We start from the raw sequence: 19,788 nt of genomic DNA, 5'->3' as shown, positions 1-19,788 counted from the left end.
CTCCTCCCGGTCAGCGGGTGTCGCTACGGCACAGCCGGAAGAGGAATGCCTGGCAGTTGTCGCCTTCCCACGTCTGGCGATGCGTGATGGTGGGGTGGAACCCCAGCCCGATGGCGTGGGCGACGATGGCCCGGATCTCAGACGTGTTGGACACGACGAGATGGACCTCGCCGTCGGGCGCGAGGAGATCGCGTTCGGCTAGCTGGTCGAAGAAGCGCGTGACGATGCCGGCGCCTGTGCACACATTGCGTATGACCGCTGGGTCGTCGCTCGTCTTCGTGCTCACCGCCGGAGGATTGAAGGTGACGACGTCGAACCTCACGGGGTGGGGGAAGCCCTCGAAGAGGTCGGACACGAGCGGACGGAAGAGGGTGCCCGGGCGGTCGCCCACCAGGCGCCGATAATGGGCCGTCGCGGTGGCGACACTAGCGCTGTGGACATCGGAGGCGATGACTTCACCGGCACCTTTGAGGCCGGCGATCACGGCTTCGACACCGAGCCCGGCACCGACGACTGCGTACCGTCTACCGGCGAGAGGGATGGTCCCGTCCAGCAATCGATCGTGGATGATGCGGCTGGTGTCACCCGGTGCGAAGACGCCGGGCGGTACATCGAACGTCCAGCCGTTGTACGTGTAGCTGCGATGGGTGTGTACATCCGACTTCGTGCTGTTGATCGCGAGGATCTCGTCACGTGGGAGGGTTGCAGGCAGTTCGTCCAGTACCGCCTGGCGATTGATTCGGTCGAACGAGACACCGGTTGCGAGCCGGTCGGTCATCTTGCCTCCGTACAAGGTGGGTGACGGGGGGCACGGCGGTCAGTCCAGAGATCCGGCGCCGTCGAGCAAGGTGTGGGCTCCGATGACATCGAGCAGACGGTCGTTGGAGTAATTGAGGCTCGCTGAGCGCAGGTCCCGAAAGAATCGCTCCAAGGGGACAGGAGCGTCCCGCAGGTAGCCCGTCATCGCCCCCGCCAGCTGTACGAGCCGGTCGACTGCCGAGAACGTCAGCTCGGAGCTGACGACCTTCAAGGTGTTGAGGCGAGTCTGAAACCCGCGATCCTCCAGCGGAGTGCCAGTGCGGCGCCGTCGCAGTACCTCGTCCCGAACGCGCAGCAAGTACGTCCCGGACACCTCAAGATCTATGCGCACCCGAGCGAGCCGATGCCGGACCAGGTCGCTGTTCACCGAGATGCCACCCGGCCGGCGTTTCGAGCGGAGCAGTGCGACCAGTTCGTCCAAGGCCCTGCGCGCGGCTCCGATCCAGCAGGATGACCAGGCCAGGTGTCCTGCCGGAATCATGCTGTCCACGGCGACCTGCCGGAATCCACCGGGCGGGCCTATCACCTGATGTCCGGCGGCGACGCCCGACAACTCCATCCCTACGCTGCGAGTGGCACGCATGCCCATCGCATCCCAGCCGCGCACCACCTGAGCGTCGACTTGCGTCCGATCGAGGTGCACCAGACTGACCTGGCTCGGTGGTGCGTCAGGTCCGGCACGCATGGTGACCAGGAACCCGTCTGCGTACTCGCCCCCTGTCACGACCGGTGCACTGCGCCGGACTACCAGGTCCTGCTCCTCGGCCAGGAGCGCCGCCGATGCCCGGAGCAGATGCCCCCCCTTGGCGGGTTCGGTGGTGACGGACGCGAGATAGTAGCCCTCCTGCGCGATGCGAGGGAGCAACTCGGCGCGCAGACGGTCGTCGGCATGCCGGACGACGGCGTCGACCTGCTGACAGTGCATGGCCCAGATCATTGCGGTCGAGAGGCAGCCTCCTGCGAGAACGGTGGCCACCTGGACGAGGTCCGCGAGGTCGCCGTCCATGCCCCCGTGCGCCGCGGGCACCAGCAGCCCGAAGAGGCCCGCTTCGCGCAGGGCGAGCACACTCGCGTGCGGGAAGGCAGCGTCGGCGTCAGCCTTGCCCGCGTGCTGGGCGAGCACGGGTACCACCTCGGCCGCCAGGGCTTCGGCCTTCGTCATGTCAGCTCCGATCGGCGGGTGGTGGGAGACGGAGTCCGGGGGCGGAGGAGGCCCCAACGTGTTGAGCGGCTTCTTGATTCGCGCGTGCTCGTAGCGCCGCTCGGTTCGTCTTGCCGGTGCTACCAATGGGGAGTTCCGCGACCACACGGCAGATCTTCGGGACTTTCAACGGCTCCAGGCGCTCACGCAGACGCCGTAAGACCTCATCGGAACGCAGCGCGGTGACGGTGAAGAGGACTGCGGGACGGTCACCACTGGGCGGCACGAGAGCCGCGTCGGCGACTTGCGGGTCGGCGAGCACCGCGGCTTCGATCTCCGCGGCGCTCGTTCGTACGTCCCCCTGTTTGAACAAGTCGTCGTAGCGGCCGTGAAAGTACAGTCGGCCCGCGTCATCGAGGTGGCCGTAGTCGCCCGTGTACAGGGTGCGTTCTCCTGTGACGGCGTCTGTACGGTAGATCTGCCGGGTGAGCGCGTCGTCCTTCCAGTAGCCGACCATCAAATGCGCCCCGGAGACGACTATCTGCCCTTCCGCGCCGACGGGCAGAGACGCTCCCTGGGCGTCCACGATCCGTACCGTGGTGCCGGGTAGCGGTCTGCCGACGGAGCCGGGGTGTGTCAGATCGCTGTCCGGGTCGGCGATGGTGACGCGCTTGCACTCGGTGATCCCGTACATGAGGCGCACGGTGGTATGCGGGAACACACGGCGGATACCGTCGATTTGTGCCGCGGACAGAGCCTGACCGGTGTTGGTCACCAAACGTACGCCGGGCGCGGTGGCGTGGCGGCCGAGCCGGATCAGCATGTGTGCGAGTGACGGCACGACGGGGACGACGGTGACCGCGTGACGGCGGATGGCGGCCAGCATTCCGCTGTCCCGACCCGGCCCTCGAAGCAGCACCGTGGCCCCCACAGACGCAGCCATGAATGCCTGGTAGAGGCCGTAGTCGAAGGACAGCGGCAGACGGCAGAGGATGACGTCGTCCGAGCGGTACCCCAGCCGCGCGGCGATCGCTCCGGTGGCGAACAGCACTTGAGCATGTGGGCACCTCACGGCCTTCGGCTGCGCCGTGCTCCCCGACGTGTAGAGGAAGAGGACGTCGGCGTCCGCGCGAGCGGGAGGGCCGTCGGGTTTCGGCCGGTCCCCGAGAGGCGGGCCGGTCTCGGGTGCGGAGGTGAGGACCAGGGACGGCTCGGCGTCGGCAACTATCTGCTGCTCCTGGGCGGGCCGCAGGTCGGGGCTGAGAGGTACGGCGATGGCTCCCAGCCGCGAGCAGGCATAGATCGCGGCGAGTACCCAGCGCTCCGCAACGGCACGAATCAGTACGCGGTCCCCGGCGCCCACCCCTGAGCGTGCCAAGCTGTCCGCGTAGGTACGACTGTGCTGGTCCAATTCTGCGTACGACCACGTTCCGCGGCCGTCGCACACGGCGATGGCATCCGGCCGGTGGTACGCGGCCGCGGTCACGAGGGTGTGCAGCAAGGACGCGGCAGCGGAAGCGGGCATCGCTCTCACCTTCTCGAAACTGGCTTGTCCAACCACTCCTCCTCGCGCTCCGTGCGTTGTGCTGAGGAGCGCGAGTTCGCCGACGTCGTGTGGTCGACCGGTGGGCTACGAGGAAGCTTGGGAATAGAATCCCCAGTAAGTTTGAGCTGCCTGAGAGTCGGAGTTATACGGACGCCACCGAGGCGGGCGCCTGCACGAGTTGGCAGTGCCTTACCGCGACCTTTGGCACGGCAGGGCGACTTTCTCCTTTGCCTTCGCGATCTACCTTAAGCTCGGCACCGGGGAGCCGTCCATAAGCAACTGCATTCTCTTTACAGCAGGTTGGTACTCGACCTGACGCGTGATCAATCGATCGCCTTGGGTTGGGAGCGACGCGCCACGAGTAGATTCAGGGGAATATGTAGCGAAACGATGTGATCTGGGGCCGCCCGACGCGCGAAGGAAGTGATGGCCATCGCGCGTAGTCGCCGCTTTTGCCGCTCCGTCAGCGCCGAGACGAGGTAGATGCCCGAAAGGAAGCGATCCCAGAGATCCTCCGGGCTCAGGCTGAGCGACACCGACGCGTCGGTGACCGTGGCGCCGGTGGAGAACGCGCCCACTGAACGGCAGAGTTCGACCAGTCCAGCGGGTTCGAACCTCCCGTCCAGTGGCAGGTCCGGCAGGTCCCTGCCGAACTCAGAGTTCCAGAAGTCGGTGAGGACTTCCCCCCACGTGCACTCCAGGGAGTCGGGCACCGGAACGGCCGGCGGCGCTTCCACGATTGCTGCGAACGTTCCGCCCGGACGCAGCAATCGGCCGATGTCCGCAAGGGCCCGGGGAAGGTCTGAGAAGAGCATGAGGCCGAGATGGCAGATGACCGCGTCCGCGCAGGCCGTTGACAGCGGAATGCGTCCGGCCTCACCCTGGACGAGCGGCACGTCCTTGCCCAGGCGTCGGCGCGCGCCGGCTAGCTCGGCGCTGGATCTGTCGACGCCAACCCCCATTTTGCGTCCGCGTGCTCTGTGCAGGACTGCCGCGAGAGCCGCCCCGTCGCCACAGGCCACATCTAGTACGACTCCTGGTGCCGTGGTGTGCTCCGCAGCCTCCGTGGTGTGCTCCGCAGCCTGCGTCACCGCACGGGCAAGAGCTTCGTAGGACGACAGCCCGGCCGGTCCGCGGGCCGGAGCGAAGGCGCAGAAGGTGCCACCGGGGCTGCGGGTGTGATGCGCGTCCACCAGTCGGTCCCAGTCCTGCGGCAACAGGGTGCTGCCTTCGCGTATTTTTTTGACGAACCACGATTCCGACATAAGCCGCCGTTCGATAAAGGCACCGCTGTCGAGAAAATGAATGAGGCGTGCCGGTCCCGCCGTGATGCGCGGGCCCGGCACGCCGTGAGCGGTCAGCAGTGAGCGTGAGCCGCGAAGGATACGTACGAGTCGTTGTCCTGGAGGAGCTCGTCGAGTTCGTGCTGCGAAAGCCCGAGATGCTCCGCGGAAGCCGCGCGTTCGCTGACTGTGGGCGTGGTCGAAGTGCCTTCGGGCGTGGCTGAAGAGTTTTCAGGCATGCGAATTCACCCTTTCCGTGAAGGTTGTAAATTGCCGTATTACTCTATAGGCGGCCGAGGGGCAGGGCAATATCCGAGGAAGCGTCGATCGGAAACATTTGAGTGAGACTTGTCAGTGCAGTCGCCGAAGGCGCCTCGCGATGGATTCCAAGGGTGCTGGGGTGAGAAAGTCGTCGAAAGATATTCCGCCCCAGCCGGCCCGTCTCACATGTTCATGAACCGCGGGCAGCCGCCGGACCGAGAAGCCCTGCGCGAGGTAGCTCATGGACGGCTCGACCGCTCGGTCGCCATGGACGCGTTGCACCGCGCCGTGGATTGCGCGCCACGGTGCGTCATCCGGCTGATCGTGCCGGTCTCTCCGCGGAGGCTGCGCCGCAACCGAATCCGTGATGAATCGGTCCGGAAGGACGAAACCTGGTGTGCCCAGCAAAGCCCGCGCGTGGCGGTCGAGTCCGGTGTGCTGAGCCCGCGTCGTACGCCAGCCGACGCGGGCGTGCAGCTCGGCGTCCGTGGCGCCTTCGCTGTCGACGGTCAGACGCAGCGACTCTACGTCCGGATGCTGCTGAAGCAGGTGTGTGGTGAGGTCGAGGTCCACCCACCTGTCTCCGCTCAGCCGGGTCCAGGAGGGTGGGGCGTACCAGCCGTCTGTGCGTGCGGCATCCTCGATCTCACGGAGGAGGATGTCGCCGTCTGCCGCGGCCTTGAGGAGGATGCGCTCGAACGAGAGCACCATCGCCTCCTGGGCGGACTCCGACATGATGTCCTCCGAGACTTCGAGGAAGACCCCGGCCCCGCTCTCGTCACCGCCCAAGGAGACCGACGCCATGAGGACTGTCGGCGGCGACCCGGACGAGGTCGAGATCCGGCCTCGCGGTGCAGTGCTGACGTCCGTCTCCCCGCGGGGGCTCTCTCCCGGCGATTGCCGGTAGTTGAAGTAGGTGAGCAATTCGATCCCCGCGCCGCGGCGCGCGGAGGCTTCGGCGCTCGCGGCCACCATGCCGTCGTAGTCGTACTCGCCGTGTCGAAGGCCGACGAGGACGTCGCGCCCCGCTCCGTGAGCCAACTCGGAGAGTGTCGTCGACTTCGCGAACCCGATATCGACGAGCGCCGGGCTGATGAAGCAGCCGATGGTGTCACCGTCACCCCTGGGACGCCGATCGGCCAGTACCTGCCACAACCACCTCCTGCTGCCGGTGTACGCGCCGAGCAACGCCGAGAACAGGGCGAGCGCCAGGCTTGAGCCGTGCACTGCGAACCGCTTCGCCACCATGGGGAGGGTCGAGGCGACACTGGTCGACGCCAGCTTGACGACGCGGTTTCTCGCGGGCTGATCAGCGGGAGCACGACGGTAGGGGAACTGCGTGGTGGGGGTCGAGGCCAGCTTCTCCCGCCAACGACGAATACTCGCGGTATTCCGCCGTTGATGGTCCTCCGACTGCTCGGCCAGGGCCGTGTCGAGGATCTGGCCTGCGGGGGAGAGCCGGAGCCCCTCGTCCTTTGCGCGTCCCCGGGCGAGCACGAGAGCCTTGAGGGTGTCCTCGCGCAGGATGTCCAGCGACTGGGCGTCGCTGAAGACGTGCGGAACGACCCAGCACAGGTGCGTCGGTTGGCCGCGTTCGGTCAGCAGCACGCTCTTGACCGGCTGGCCTTCTCCGAGCTCCATGGGCTCCTCCGCCAGGGAGGCCAGGACGCCGGAGAGTTCCGTTGGTCCGGCGGGCTCTGGCAGTGCACGGTGTGGCAGTGCGACGTGCTCGGCGGCGCGCACCTCCTGAAGCGGCTCGCCGTCCGGGCCGAGACGGACGGTGGAGCGCAGGGCTTCGTGACGGTCTCGCACCAGGTGGACGGCGTCAGCGACGGTCGCGCTGGAAGTGCCCGGGGGCAAGTCGACGAGACACGTGAGGTGCGACGTCCGCCGGTACTGCGGAGGGGTCTCCAGGTATCCGTACCAGAACGCGAACTGCGTGCGCGTGAGCGGGCCCGTCCGGACGATGCGATTCACTCCACCATCTCCCCGGTGGGGTGGGCTCGGAGAACGTTCAGGGCCTGGCGCACCGTGGGCAGGCCGCGATCACGTGCCGCGGCGGTCAGTGTACGGCCGGCGTTCGTGTCGATCTCCCACATGCCCACCAAGCGCTCGCACAGGGAGAAGGTGTCGGCCGAGTCGGGAGATTCCCGCCGGCCCGAGGCATCAGCGACGTCCGTGTGGGTGACGACACGCCGCACCGCGGTCGGCCAGTCGCCGACCAGTCGTCGCAGCGCGGGAGTGGAAGCAGTGAAGGGTGCTGCTCCCGGCCGTACTCGGTAGGAGCGCACGAGCAGGCGCAGGAGCTGCTCGCGCTCGTCAAGGCCCAGCAGTTCGTCCTTGGTCAGCCAGTGCGCGAGCCTGTGGGTCGGCAAGGTGTCCACGGAAATTCCCGCTCGGCGGGCGGCTTGCAACGCCGCGGTCTCCACCTCCTCGAAGGATGCGCCCTCACGAGGGCCGGCGACGTTCCTGAGCACGTACTCCCTCCAGGAGCGCGCGAAACTTCGCTGGAAGACCTGGTGATAGCACAGCACTGCCGTGTACGAAACGTGTGTCCCGAGGGCGGTCTCCCCACGATGGTGCGCTTCCCAGCTCGCAGCGAAGTTCGTGCGCCAGAGGGCGGACGCGGGAATCACGGGGGGCGAGGGCGGACAGTCCGCAGCTGTGTCGCGCAGATGGCTCAGGGCGCGGAGAGCGTCCTGGCGTTTGAGATCGGCTGCCGCAGGCACCCGCGCCAGGTGCTCCAGCACGCGGTCCACTGCCCTGCGGAGACCGCCGGACGCAGGCTCGGCGCAACGCGCTATGCGGGGCCAGGTTCTCTCGTAGTAGGGCAGGGACTTGGACACATGGAGCAGAGCGCGGGCTTCGTCACGGGACACGACCGCTGCTTTGCGCGCCGACGTGAGCGCATGCCGGATGTTGACGAGCGGCTCGGAGAGGGCTGCGTAGCTGCCGTCCTCTTGATGCGCGACCGCTACTTCGTCGTCCGCCGTGAGGTCGCCGGTCCGGTAGGCGTGGAACACCTCTCCGATGCCCTTCATTCCGCAGGTGTGGAGTTCGGCGGCACGCAGCGCGCCCATGCTCGCGGCACCGACCACCCTGCTGCCGGCCGCCATCGCCTCGAGGATCTCCTTGTGCCTGATGGGGATCCGCTGCTGAAAGAAGCCATCGATGATCAGCACCGTATCGTCCGGCCCGCATCCGATGCGGTGGAGATCCCCATGGGACACAGGAGGGTGCGCGACCGCCCGAGGCAAGAAGCCGCGGATCTCCGGAGGGCTCACAGTGGGGCCCGAGAAAACATGTGTGGTCATCTCAGGAAGCGGCCTCTTCCGGGTAGAAGGGGATGTCCAGACGGAAGTCGAGATGCTCCGCGAGGACTTTGACGACGGAGAAGTCCGCGGCCGTGCTGAGGTCCACCAGGGCCGGTTCGCCTCCCGTCTCGTCACGTACGAGACCGCAGAGCCAGTCGAGTTCGCGATCGATGTCGTCGAACGCTGTCGTGAAGGGCGCTGTCGCCGTGCTCCAGCTCACGGGATCGGAGGTCTTCGGGGGCGCCTCGAAGCGCCGTCGGCCGGTGGCGTACACCACCTCGTCGACGTCGTCGCGGGTACCGGTGATGACGGTGAGCCGTGTCTGAGCCGCTTCGCTGAGCGCCCGGCTGAGGGCGATGGCCGGATCGAGGTGCGCACCGGATCCCGAACAGACAACGGGCAGGTCATCCGACCAGAGATGTGCGACGAAGCAGGGAACGCCCCACCGATTGGTCACATGCTCGATCTCCAGCCACACATCGTTCGTTCGGATCCTGCGGATGAGTTCAGCGCAGCAAGGGTCCGGAACGGTGTCCGCGTCGACGCCTGGGCTACGCCCGGAATCCAGGTGCCGCCTCGCCACGCTGTCACGCTCAAGGAGTTCGTAGAGGGCATGCACGGCTGCCTCTGCACGGCAGTTTCCGCCGGCGAGGCCATTGCTGGAGGGGTAGAGGGCGGGCGGACACCACGATCCGTCCTCGAGGTCATTGAGTTCGACACAGCAGCGAGGAACGAGAACCGGTGCTCCGCTCAGCATGCCCTGGGCCTCGATCCAGTGGAGCGGCATGCTGCTGGTGAGGAGGCTGCCCGGGTACTGCGGCAACCCCTCAAGGAGGTAGGGAGAGCGCAAGTCCGTCGCGGCAACGTCGGAGTGCACTGGTTCGGGGCATGCCGATTCGGCATGCCAGAACTCGATGGACTCCATCACGCCCGACACTCTGGCCGCGGCTTCGGTGACTCCCTTCCCCTGTGCGACGGTCAAGCTCTTGCTGAGCGGCCGGACCACCATGAAGACGGGGAGGCCGATGCGATCGAGCCTCGTGACGTCCGCCACCCGGGTGATGCCGTAGCCCGAGAGTCTCGGGGAGACAAGATCCCAGGTTTCGTGGGGGGAACGCACACGATGTGTGCCTTCCCAGAAGACCTTCCGCACGCGTCGACCTCCGTATCGGACTCAGCTTCGGACGAGGACGACCCCATAACGTGATTCCTCGTACGGTGAGATCTCGCTCAGCCGCCACGGTGTGCCACGGAGGACGCCCACGAGTTCCTGCTCCGAGGCCATGAGGTACTCGAACCACTCGGAGGCCGCGGCGCCGTGGCGGACACGCATCTGGAACTGGCCCGGGAGTCTGCCGCCGCGTCGGTTGTCCTCCAGGTACGCCGCACCATCAGTCCCCATGTCGGCCAGGTGCGGGTCCATCCCGGTCCCCACAATGCGGGAACCCTCGTGGGTCACCGACGTCAGACTCTCCAGGACCTGCTTCGCCGTCTCGTCGGAACCCAGAAGGGCGAGGTTGCCGCCGAGCATCGCCACCGTGTCGAAGACACCGAGGCGGTGAGCAGGCAAAGGCACCGCCAGCTGCTTCACGTCCACGCCACGTTGCCGCGCCACGGAGACAGCGCCGGGGGAGGGGTCCACACCGAGAACACGATGCCCGGCCTCTTGCAGCACGAGGGCATGCCGACCCGCACCGCATCCCACGTCCAGGACGTCCCCCACTGCCCGTTCGCAGGCCCATCGGTCGGTGGGGCACCACTCATCGGGCTTCTGGAAATAGAGAGAGGCATCCAGCTGGAACAGGAAGCCGTCGTCACGTTCGGCGGCGTCGACCGCCGCTCCGGGTGCCCCTCCGGCCGCCCAGCACGTGGACAGCAACTGGCCGAAAGCATCGCCCCTGATCAGACGCGGGGAAAAGTCGTCGGGAAGCGGCACGGGAAGCGGCATAGGAAGAGAGCCCTCTCAAGACGGCCGGCGGCGCGAGCGTTCAGCTTGTCCGTGTCTGGGGTGCGCGCTTGAGCGCGGAGACCGAGGCATCCAGAATCGTGCCCAGGTCCGCCATGGCACCCGGGCTGTCCTCTCCGGTGTGTGCGCACGTCCCGATCCTCGAGGGCACGACGATGTAGCCGTCCTCCTCGAGAAGTTCGAGGTTGCGCTGGACCGAACGCTTCCGCAGCGCCTGCTCGGAGAAGGCGGGAGCGATTACCACGGGAGCGTCCGTGCTCATGACCACAGAGACCGGCAGGTCGTTCGAGATGCCATGGGCGCATCTGCCGACGAAGCCGGCGGTGGCGGGCGCGACGACGACCAGATCTGCCCAGGTCGCCAGCTCCTTGTGCGGAATGCAGCCGGGGTTGCTCAGGGTGCCGGTCCACACGGGAGTCTTGGTCACTGCGGAGATGGCATCGACGGAGACGAGCTTCGTCGCCGCCTCGGACAAGCAGACGCGCAAGGAAACGTCGTACCAACGCTGCAGCAGAAGCGCCCAGTTGGGGAACAGGCTGACGCTCAGCGAGCCCGTCCCGATCAGGAGGACGTTGCCTCGGTCCAAGGGGAGGGACGTGGGCACGCCGGGCGGGCGGTCGGGCGGTGCGGACGATCCTGAGTCAGAAGAGGCGGCAGCGCTGGAGGACATGGGCACCTCTGCGTTCAAGTCGAGGGGGCGTGGTGGGCACCGTGCGGGGGACGAGGCGACGTTGTCAGAAGCCGTGGGGCGAAAGGGGATGCGATACGACGGTCCCGGTATGTCCATCGTGAGACGAGTGGTGGACGCGCGGTGGTGATCGCGATGTCACAGGTGCACCTCCTGTAGCGCCAGACGTCGCGCCGACACGACCGTTCCACCGGCGTGGACGATCTCGGTGGGCAGTGGATGACTGAGGAAGCCGACCAAGCTCGCAGTCAGGCCGTAGGCACCGACGTTCGGTACGGCCAACAGATCACCGACCCGCACCTCGCCGAGGTCGACCGACCGGTTGAGCACATCGAGCGGGGTACAGAGCGGACCGACCAGCGTCACCGGACACGGATCGTCGTCTGATGGAACGTTTCTGGTAGGAGCCCGGTCGAGCCGGTAGGGGCGAGCTTGGGGAGCCATCAGCCGGCCCAGTCCGGACATGCCCCCGAGCGCGTTGACGCCCGTGTCGAGAACGGTGAAGGTACGGCCCCGCGAGTGCTTGACGTCCAGCACCTCGGTGATCAGTGTCCCGGCCGCACCCACCAGATACCGTCCGGACTCGAACGCGATCTCCACGCCGCTCGTCCGCCAAGTGACGAGATGGGTGTCAAGGGCGCTCTCGACGGCTGACGCCAGCCGAGGATGTCTCGTGACCCCGCCCGGCGCGGCCTGGGGCGCAGGGAAGCCGCCACCCAAGTCGATCATGTGCGGAACGAACGCGGTCTCACGGCAGACCTCGGATACGGTGCGCACCGCCTGCTGGAATTCGGCGATCAAGCTGTCTTCGCTTCCGACGTTGGTGGCGAAGAAGGTGTGCAAGCCGATCGGCCGAGTTCGGCTTCGTACGGTGAGGAGGGCGCGCAGCGCCTCTGCGTCGGCAACGTCGGCACCGAAGGCGCTGGCACTGCCCGACATCCGCAGAGAGCCGTGCACGCTCCCCGCCGGGCCGTTGAGCCGGACCAAGTAGTCACATCGCACGCCGACATCGTGGGCGAGCGCGTCCAGCCGTTGGCGGTCGGTCACAGACTCGACAGAGAATGTCCGCACACCCGAGGCCAGCGCCGTCCGCAGGTCGGAGGCGGACTTCCCGGGGCCCGAGTACAGAACACGCTCCGGAGCGTGCCCTGCGGCGATGGCGACGGCCAGTTCACCGACCGAGCTGACCTCGGCCTCACAGCCCTCTGTCCGTAATGTCTCGACCAGCACCGGATGAGGGTTGGCCTTGACGGAGTAGAGGATGCGGGAGCCGGCCGGAAGATCACCCCGCAGCGCGGCTGCTGTACTACGCACCGTGGACAGGTCGTAGGCATAGAGCGGCGTGCCGTATCTGGTGGCGAGGTCGAGAAGAAACGCGTTGTCCGTCACGGCTGTTCCCGGAGCGTTGCCCCGTCTTCCTTGCCGCGGTGTGGTCGCTCGCAGGTCTGCACGGACGTACGGCAATCAGTGCTGTTGGAGCATTCGCCGCCGATGCGGCCGGAGCGAGCCGTCCATGACGGCGGCGGGATTGACATCTCCTGCCTTCCGGAAGTGGGACTCGGTCGATGCCTCGTCCATCACGCGACGGACGAGGGCGGGAGCGATAGGCGACGATGTGTTCTGGGCGTGCTCGACAGCTCTGGCGTGTATCGATCGCCTGCCATGGTGATCGGCAGAATAGGGTCCGGGCCATTGGACGTCCAGGGCACCTGTCCGAGTTCACACGTGACGCAACTGCACAGTGTCACGATGGAGTTGCTTGCAACGGGCACAGGTCCCTATGACTGCAGGGCAGTACTGGGATGGATTCTCAGGCCACCGGTCACATAAACATGGCTGGCCGTCCGGCCTCGGCACACCTCGTGGCCGGGCTTGCCGGCCACCGCGTTGAGCGTAGTCTTCAACGGCTACCAGTGCGCCGTCGGTATGCGCTCCATCGCTATTGGTTCGGCCGCACGCAGACGCTGCCAGCCGTATCCAGCCGCAACCGCACGGGTGACGCCAGTTTGCCTGTGCGGGCATGCCCAAAGATGCGGTCGTACTGCGGAGATTACGACCCGTCATGGCAACCCGGACATTGCGGACTCGACCTAAAATAAACTTCGGAGCGTTTCCCGCCAAAGCCTTGACAGCGACCACGGTGCAACGGTCAGTATCTTTGTGCACCCTACAGGGAGGCACCAAGCCTCTGCTCTGACTGACATTTGAGAGGTGGCAGCATTGAGCGAGAGTGAGAGCGATTCCGGAGCCACTCAGGAGCGCACCGACTTCGCCAGTTTCATGGCGGCGATGCGCGAATCCGACCCGATCTGGCAGGAACGCGTGGTTACGGCGTTCACATCTAGCGTCTCGACCCGCGACTGGGCGTTGCTGACCGACGAGGGGCGCACCCAGAACTGACAGATCGCATTGGCGCGGGGTCAGAGCAGTCGTCCCCGTGCCAATCTGTCGGCCTCCCTTCTGGTGTAAGGGAGAAAGCATGGACTCAGAGCGGAGCGATGAGGGGATGCGAATGTCTGCGGACGGGTCCGTGCCTGTCGAGATAGGTCATGACACCGACTCCGTGATCGCGATCCTGAAAATGGTCGGACAGGCTTGCAATATCGATTGCTCGTACTGCTACGAGCGGCGGAAACCTGATCAGGCGGGTGCCTTGGACGCCGACCAGGTCCAGCTCTTCCTCAAGCAACTCGGTACGAGGAACGTGCATTGCATATTGCATGGTGGTGAACCGCTCCTGCTGGGAAAGCGCAGGATGGCCACGGTTCTCGAGGTGCTGAGGGACAGCCCGAACGCAGCGTCAGTCGCGATCCAGACGAACGCTGTACGTCTCGACGAGGGCTGGTTACAGCTGTTCGACCGATACTGCCCGGACTTGACCTGGGGAGTCAGTTTCGACGGCGTTGGGCGTCAGGCGAAATACCGTATCGGTTACGACGGAAAGCAGACCGACGAGGCAACACTTGCGGGCATCCGACTGCTGGGCAGCACCGGCCATTCATTCGGCCTCATCTGCGTCGTCACCTCGGCCCATGTCGGGGGCGGCCGGGAGTTCATGGAGACCGTCCGGCATTTCGAAGGCCTGGCCTCGGTCAAGCTGCTGCCCTGCTACGACCAGGACGTGTCGGTCCGCCCACGCGCGACGGCAAGTGGAAAGCTCATGCAGCTGTACGCGGGTGACCGGGACGGTCGCGGCGACCGGCCGGGATGGACCATCAGCCCAGCGGACTATGCGGAGTTCGTTGAGGACGCCCAGGACACGTGGATCTCCTCGGGCGCCTGGCGACGTTTCTCGCTGGAGCCCACGGCGTCCATCGCCAGCAACCTGTCCGGTCTTGAGGGCACGTACACCGACTATTCCTTGACCAAGGATGGGCAGGTCCTCACGCTCTACCCCGGGGGCCGGGTCGCGGGGCACGACCGTGCGCACGAGTTCATTGTCAACGAGACGACCACCGATCGGATCGGTGAACTCCTCGACGCGCAGCTGGCCCAGGCGGATGCCGACTGGGCTCCCTTCTTGGAAGAGTGCAGGTCTTGTTCCGTATGGGCCGGATGCAGAGGCAGCGAGCTCTTCATGCGCAAGGTCATGCGAGACGCAGGTCTGTCGAATGAATTCTGTGACGCCCGCCGGACTATTGTGAGCAGCGTAGAACAGCTACTCAGTGGGAGCCAAAGATGAGCGACATCGTCCGCCTTCTTTCGGTGGATAACGAGATTGCGGAATTTCGTGAGCGGCGGGCTCGATTCGTGATGAGTGGCCTCGAGAGCCTGGGCCTCGACAGTCCTCTGATCCGTGGCACGCGACTCACCGACTATGCGCTGGCCAATGAAGTGGCCGTGCACCTCAGGGACTCCATTGCCGAGAACCGGGGCGATGAGGGGGACCTCATCACGGCTGCTCAGCAGAACCTCAAAATCGGAGCCGAGGCGCTGACCTCAGTGGCCTCCATCGAGGCTGTCCGGTGCCCAGGGCTGGCCGAGGACACATGCATGTTCTCCGAAGGCGTCACTGTGGAAAGTCCCTCCCTCGTCGAGCAGGAACTCCTCGGGCGTGCTGTGCAGGTCCTGGAACGGACCGGGACTCTGCGGTGCTTCAGTGACAGTGTCGGTGTTGTCGCCGTGCTGGGTACGGCGGAACCGGGAGCGCCGACGGCCACCTGGGCGACGGGGGGACTCCCGTACGTCGTCCATCTGCATCTCCTGCCCCGGCCCGAGCTCATTGCCCGGGACTTGATTCACGAGGCGACGCACACCCACCTGAATGACTGGCTGGCTTCACGCGATATCCGCCTCGACCCCGTGACCCCCGTGTACTGGTCCCCATGGAAGGACTCGAAGCGCCCGCTCTTCGGCTTCACGCATTCGATTATGGCGTTTTCCGTGGTGACCGCCTTCCTGGCCACCGTGATGGCCGACTCAGGAACGGACCAGTCCTGGCTCCGTGTGTTCCACGACGCGGAGCGGGATCGGCTGCGGAGCTGTGCGGAGTCTGTGACGTCGGCGCTGTCCATGCTTCCTGACGAACTCAGCAGCAACCTTTCCGATGTCTACACGCTGGCGACGGCGTAGGCATGTGTGCCACTGTTTCGCCCTGGAGCGAAGTCAAGCCGGCGTATGGATACACGTGTTCCAGTCACACGCCCGAGCGGGCAGTCCGCACGTACTCTGACGGCGTCGCTGATTTCGCGACCGGGTGCGAGTTCACCCCCCAGACACGGGTGAACTGCGGGTCCATCGGAAAACTGGTCACGGCATACTTCGTGACGCGTATGTGGAGCAAGGTTGCCGATCGCGAGCGACTGCGGCTCGGGGCCCTGCTACCAGGACTGCCGAGTCCATTGGCCGATGTGAGTGTCGAGAGCTGTTTGACCCACACCACAGGCCTGTGGGATTTCAGGTCCTTGGTCCCGTTGTTCGGTGAGAGGTCGACCTTCGTCTACGGAGTGTCGGATGTCCTTGAGCTTGTGGTCAGACAGAAGGAGCTGATTCCCGGTTTCTCCCGGCAATACAGCAACACGAACTACTTGCTCCTCGGTGTTGCCGTCGAGAGACAGACTGGAAACAGTCTCCAGGAGCTGGTGACGGAATGGTTGGGCTCTGACGTCGGCAACTTCGTCTACAGCCCACAAGTAGTTGTTCCCGCGCGGGCGCGGGGTTACGAAATCGTGGGGAACGGCGACGTGCTCGAGTTCGGATCGTTCGTCGACGGGAGGGGTTCGACGAACTTCTGGGCGAACACGCAAGAGCTGGCTACGCTCGTCGCGCGAGTAACGGACGGATACGTGAAGCAGCCGGCCTACGGTGGCCTTCCGTTGAGCGATAGCACGTTCTATGCCGCGGGTCAGGACGGGGGGTTCCAGGCCGGAGTTGTCGTCGACTCCGGTAAGGGAAGGTGTCACGTGGCTCTCACGAACGACCCGACCCTGACGACGGCGCAGATCATGGACGAGCGGTTGGGCGTACGGATTGCCGCGGCGGGTGGGCGAAGCCAGGTACGAGAGGAGGCGGCCCATGGCACTGACGAACTGCAGGGTACGTACACCTGCGCCTCTCTCGGTGTCCGGCTTTCGCTTGTACGTGATTCCGGCGGAGCGCTTGTCGTGAGCACAGGCGACCGGGTGCTCGGGCGACTCGGGAGGGAATCCCAAGGCATCTTCTCCGATGGCCACTTGGACATCTTCCAGCAGGGCGAGCAGCTCTTCCTGTGCATCAACCACGCACGAGGCATTCCGTTGGAGCGTTCGGCTACTTAGCGACAGGCGGCCCCACGAGCGCGCCGGGCGCTGACTCGACGGGCCCAGTGGACCATTGGCAGATTGGCGTGGTGCGAGTGCAGGTCAGCAAGGATTCGGTCATGTCGTTGGAGATGGAGCCGTTGCCAACGGCCTTGCGTGAGCTGGGCGTCGGTCTCCTGCGTGAGCACTGGCGCACGATCGACCGCGATCGTCTGGTCTCGGTCTATGGCGAGTTGACAGCCACTCTTGCGCGCACCGGGACGGGCGCGGTGGTCGAGCTCGGCTGTTACAAGGGAGCCATGTCGGCTTGGCTGCGGGCGCTTCTGGACTTCTGCCGATCGAGTCGTGAGATTCACGTCTTCGACTCGTTCGCCGGCTTGCCGAAGCCGGATGAAATAGATGGGGACCATCTCAAAGAAGGAGAGGTCAGGGCGTCCCATGAAGATGTGCTGGACCTCCATGCGCGGTTGAATCTGAAGCCGCCCGTGATCCACCCCGGTTGGTTCGACGCCACACTCGACCAACTGCCCGACGAGATCGCATTCGCATACATTGACGCCGACTTCTATGAATCGATGGCGTGCGCGCTGCGTGCGGTGCTTCCCCGTATCGTGCCCGGCGGCACGATCGTCATGGACGACTATGCCGACCTCGACAAGAATGCGCGGGCGTGGGCCGAGTTGCCGGGCGTCAAGAAGGCGTGGGACGACGTTACCGGGGGACGTCTGGAGCTCGATGTCATCATCGGCTTCGATGACCTGGCTTTCGGTGTGTACCGTGCTGTGTAACCGCCTCGTTCACCACCCGGCCCCACCGCGGATGCCCGATGACGGATCGTAGACACGTTCTCGTTGTGGGCACCGCGCTGGCGGCCGAGTTGTCGAGCACGCGCTGCTCGGTGGATACCTCGGTGTTGTGCCACGGGAGCACCGGAGCAACGCCGCCCGGTGACTTCTTCTGCGTCCGCCTCGTCGAGCGCGACAGCGAACCGGCGGTGTGGATCGACAGGGCGCGGGAGATCCACTCGCTGCTGCCGGTGGACCGCGTGGTCGCCTTTGGCGAGAGCGAGCAGATTGTTGCGGCCATCATCGCCGAGGATCTGGGACTTCCCGGTCACCATGGTGTGGATGTCGTGAGGTCAGTTGCCGACAAGCTTGAGATGCGTGAGCGGCTGTCGGGCGGTGCGCTGGGCACGGTGGCTTTCGCGGAGGCCCAAGATCCGCTCTCGATCGAGCGCTTCGCGCACGCCCACCCGGAGAGTCGGTGGCTCGTCAAACCGGCGATGGGGACTGGCAGTCGCGGCGTCATCGAGCTTGTGGATCTCCGGCACTGCACGGCTGCCTTCAACCAGGCGCTCGAAGTGGCTCACCCTGTGGCCGGGTCGCAGAGGGTCATGGTCGAAGAGTTGAAACCGGGCCGCCAGTTGAGCGTCGAGAGTTTCTCCGAAGACGGGCAACACCGAGTTCTGGCGATCACGCAGAAGTACACGGACGAAAGGACGTTCGCAGAGGTGGGGCACTGCGTTCCCGCGGAGCTCTCACCCGAGGACGTCAACGCTGTCGCCGAGTACACCGGTAGCGTTCTTGGCGCGTTGCGGGTGCACTACGGACCCACGCACACGGAACTCGTTCTCGGGGCGGCGGGGCGGATCGACCTCATCGAGACACACACTCGGCTTGGCGGGCACGGAATTCCCCACCTGGTCTCGGCCGCGCTGGGTTTCGACATGCATGAGCTCGCCTTCGCCCAACTGGCCGGCGCCCCTCTGCTCCCCCGCTTGCCGGTAACAGTGCCCCGGGCGACTTCTGCCCAGGCTGTGTGGTTCGGGTACGCCCCGGTTCACGGTCGGGTCCACTCCTTGCAGAGACGGACGGAACCCGAAGCGCACGTCGAGATGTTGGTAAGCCCCGGAGACGAAGTGACCGCGGACATGACGCGCTCGTCGCGCGTCGTAGCTGCCAGAGCATCCGGGGCGACGGGAGCGGAGGCCGTGAGGAAGGCATCGCAGGCGGTCTTGGGGATGACGTTAGTGGTCGAGTGCTCGATGACGGCCCAACTACTGGATTCCTGACCATCGCTCCGTCATGCGGTGGGCAGACATGAAGCGTTCGAGGCCAAGGGGTGCCGCGTACGTGATGCAGGGCCTGAAGCGTCCAGAAAGTTGCCTGATGCGGTTCGGAATCGACATAGCCCAGAAGAACATGCCTTGGAACGAGGTGGTGTCCCGCGTCAAGTTCGCGGAGGACCTCGGATTCGATTGCGCCTGGGGATTTGATCACCTTGCCTCGTCGCCTGGAGACGGGGCAGGTGAGACGTTCGAGGGTATGACGACACTGGCCGCCTTGTCCGGGGTGACGCACAGCATCAGGCTGGGCCTGCTGGTGACCGGTGTCACCTATCGGCACCCTTCGGTGTTCGCTGCGCAAGCCATGACAGTCGATCATGCCTCGGGTGGTCGGTTGAACCTGGCCCTGGGCGCTGCTTGGAACGAGGGCGAGCACAAGGCACTGGGGATACCGTTTCCGCCGGCCCCACAACGATTCGACTTGCTCGCCGACACTGTCGAGATCATCAACCGCTTGTTCTCCGGAGAAGAGGTCTCCTACGACGGTGTCACCGCGTCGTTGCGGCAAGCACGTTTGACGCCCGGGCCGGTGCAGCGTCCGCGACCACCGATCTGGATCGGAGGCACCGGGCCTCGACGCACACTGCCGCTGACGGCGTGGTTCGCCGACGGATGGCATGCCTACGGCACGCCCAGGACCTTGGAGCCGTATACACGTCGGCTCGATGAACTCGCGGAGGCTGCCGGAAGGAATCCAGCTGAGATTGTCCGAGCTTCGACCTTATCTGTCGAGGGGGACATGGACGACGTCTGCCGCAACGCATCGGAATGGCGAGAATCAGGGTGGGACTACTTGGTGTGCTCATGGCCCCACGAGGGCAGACAGGCGCTTGATAAATTCGCCGAACGTGTCCTCCGATGATGTCGTCGATCGCTCGACCGAGTGACTTGGATTCCGTTGCTGGAG

At 65.6% G+C, this 19,788-nt stretch carries 17 protein-coding genes; 7 read left to right on the top strand and 10 right to left on the bottom strand.

Translation table 11 applies throughout. The features are described 5' to 3' along the window. Positions 1–10: 10 nt before the first annotated feature. The 10 genes from STRAU_RS08440 to STRAU_RS08395 all read right to left on the bottom strand — a co-directional run bounded on the left by STRAU_RS08440 (position 11) and on the right by STRAU_RS08395 (position 12,407). A complete protein-coding gene (locus STRAU_RS08440) occupies positions 11–778 on the bottom strand; it encodes a class I SAM-dependent methyltransferase (protein WP_016639844.1) in 768 nt (255 codons plus the stop codon). A gap of 39 nt (positions 779–817) precedes the next feature. Further along, positions 818–1,981 carry an acyl-CoA dehydrogenase family protein gene (locus STRAU_RS08435; RefSeq protein ID WP_016639843.1) on the bottom strand — a complete coding sequence of 388 codons (1,164 nt, stop codon included), beginning with the start codon at positions 1,979–1,981 and terminating at the stop codon, positions 818–820. A 1-nt stretch (position 1,982) separates the two neighbouring features. Further along, positions 1,983–3,485, bottom strand: a complete 1,503-nt coding sequence (locus STRAU_RS08430; RefSeq protein WP_052029007.1) for a class I adenylate-forming enzyme family protein — start codon at positions 3,483–3,485, stop codon at positions 1,983–1,985. 344 nt (positions 3,486–3,829) lie between these two features. Further along, positions 3,830–4,852: a class I SAM-dependent methyltransferase gene (locus STRAU_RS38915; RefSeq protein WP_158692039.1), complete on the bottom strand. Its 1,023-nt coding sequence runs from the start codon at positions 4,850–4,852 to the stop codon at positions 3,830–3,832. 288 nt (positions 4,853–5,140) lie between these two features. Then, a complete protein-coding gene (locus STRAU_RS08420) occupies positions 5,141–7,027 on the bottom strand; it encodes a condensation domain-containing protein (protein WP_016639841.1) in 1,887 nt (628 codons plus the stop codon). Continuing rightward, the gene (locus tag STRAU_RS38910; RefSeq protein WP_158692038.1) at positions 7,024–8,232 is read right to left on the bottom strand and encodes a TfuA-like protein; all 1,209 of its coding nucleotides are present in this window, start codon (positions 8,230–8,232) and stop codon (positions 7,024–7,026) included. Before STRAU_RS38910 ends, STRAU_RS08420 begins: the two co-directional genes overlap by 4 nt. A gap of 133 nt (positions 8,233–8,365) precedes the next feature. Further along, a complete protein-coding gene (locus STRAU_RS39570) occupies positions 8,366–9,517 on the bottom strand; it encodes a YcaO-like family protein (protein ID WP_037658204.1) in 1,152 nt (383 codons plus the stop codon). Positions 9,518–9,538: 21 nt separating this feature from the next. Further along, the gene (locus tag STRAU_RS08405) at positions 9,539–10,300 is read right to left on the bottom strand and encodes a class I SAM-dependent methyltransferase (protein WP_158692037.1); all 762 of its coding nucleotides are present in this window, start codon (positions 10,298–10,300) and stop codon (positions 9,539–9,541) included. Between the two features lie 52 nt (positions 10,301–10,352). Beyond that, positions 10,353–10,916 carry a flavoprotein gene (locus STRAU_RS08400; RefSeq protein WP_203227365.1) on the bottom strand — a complete coding sequence of 188 codons (564 nt, stop codon included), beginning with the start codon at positions 10,914–10,916 and terminating at the stop codon, positions 10,353–10,355. Positions 10,917–11,156: 240 nt separating this feature from the next. Beyond that, entirely contained in the window at positions 11,157–12,407 is a 1,251-nt protein-coding gene (locus tag STRAU_RS08395; RefSeq protein ID WP_016639835.1) for a type III PLP-dependent enzyme domain-containing protein, read from the bottom strand. 822 nt (positions 12,408–13,229) lie between these two features. Here STRAU_RS08395 and STRAU_RS08390 point away from each other — a divergent pair. The 7 genes from STRAU_RS08390 (at position 13,230) to STRAU_RS40035 (ending at position 19,743) form a co-directional block, all read left to right on the top strand. Further along, the gene (locus STRAU_RS08390; RefSeq protein ID WP_016639833.1) at positions 13,230–13,418 is read left to right on the top strand and encodes a hypothetical protein; all 189 of its coding nucleotides are present in this window, start codon (positions 13,230–13,232) and stop codon (positions 13,416–13,418) included. A 163-nt stretch (positions 13,419–13,581) separates the two neighbouring features. Next, on the top strand, positions 13,582–14,700 hold the full coding sequence (locus tag STRAU_RS08385) for a radical SAM protein (protein WP_158692036.1): 1,119 nt from the start codon (positions 13,582–13,584) through the stop codon (positions 14,698–14,700). After that, a complete protein-coding gene (locus STRAU_RS08380; RefSeq protein WP_037658200.1) occupies positions 14,697–15,590 on the top strand; it encodes an aKG-HExxH-type peptide beta-hydroxylase in 894 nt (297 codons plus the stop codon). Before STRAU_RS08385 ends, STRAU_RS08380 begins: the two co-directional genes overlap by 4 nt. 2 nt (positions 15,591–15,592) lie before the next feature. Further along, positions 15,593–16,774 carry a serine hydrolase domain-containing protein gene (locus STRAU_RS08375; RefSeq protein WP_078621049.1) on the top strand — a complete coding sequence of 394 codons (1,182 nt, stop codon included), beginning with the start codon at positions 15,593–15,595 and terminating at the stop codon, positions 16,772–16,774. 77 nt (positions 16,775–16,851) lie between these two features. Then, the gene (locus STRAU_RS08370) at positions 16,852–17,544 is read left to right on the top strand and encodes a TylF/MycF family methyltransferase (RefSeq protein WP_259299858.1); all 693 of its coding nucleotides are present in this window, start codon (positions 16,852–16,854) and stop codon (positions 17,542–17,544) included. A gap of 65 nt (positions 17,545–17,609) precedes the next feature. Continuing rightward, entirely contained in the window at positions 17,610–18,827 is a 1,218-nt protein-coding gene (locus tag STRAU_RS38900; protein ID WP_052029002.1) for an ATP-grasp domain-containing protein, read from the top strand. Between the two features lie 64 nt (positions 18,828–18,891). Then, entirely contained in the window at positions 18,892–19,743 is an 852-nt protein-coding gene (locus STRAU_RS40035) for an LLM class flavin-dependent oxidoreductase (RefSeq protein ID WP_259299860.1), read from the top strand. Positions 19,744–19,788 lie beyond the last annotated feature (45 nt).

The organism is Streptomyces aurantiacus JA 4570 (genome assembly GCF_000414115.1).
GTDB classification, from domain to species: Bacteria; Actinomycetota; Actinomycetes; order Streptomycetales; family Streptomycetaceae; genus Streptomyces; species Streptomyces aurantiacus_A.
This window is presented reverse-complemented; position numbering and strand designations above follow the sequence as displayed.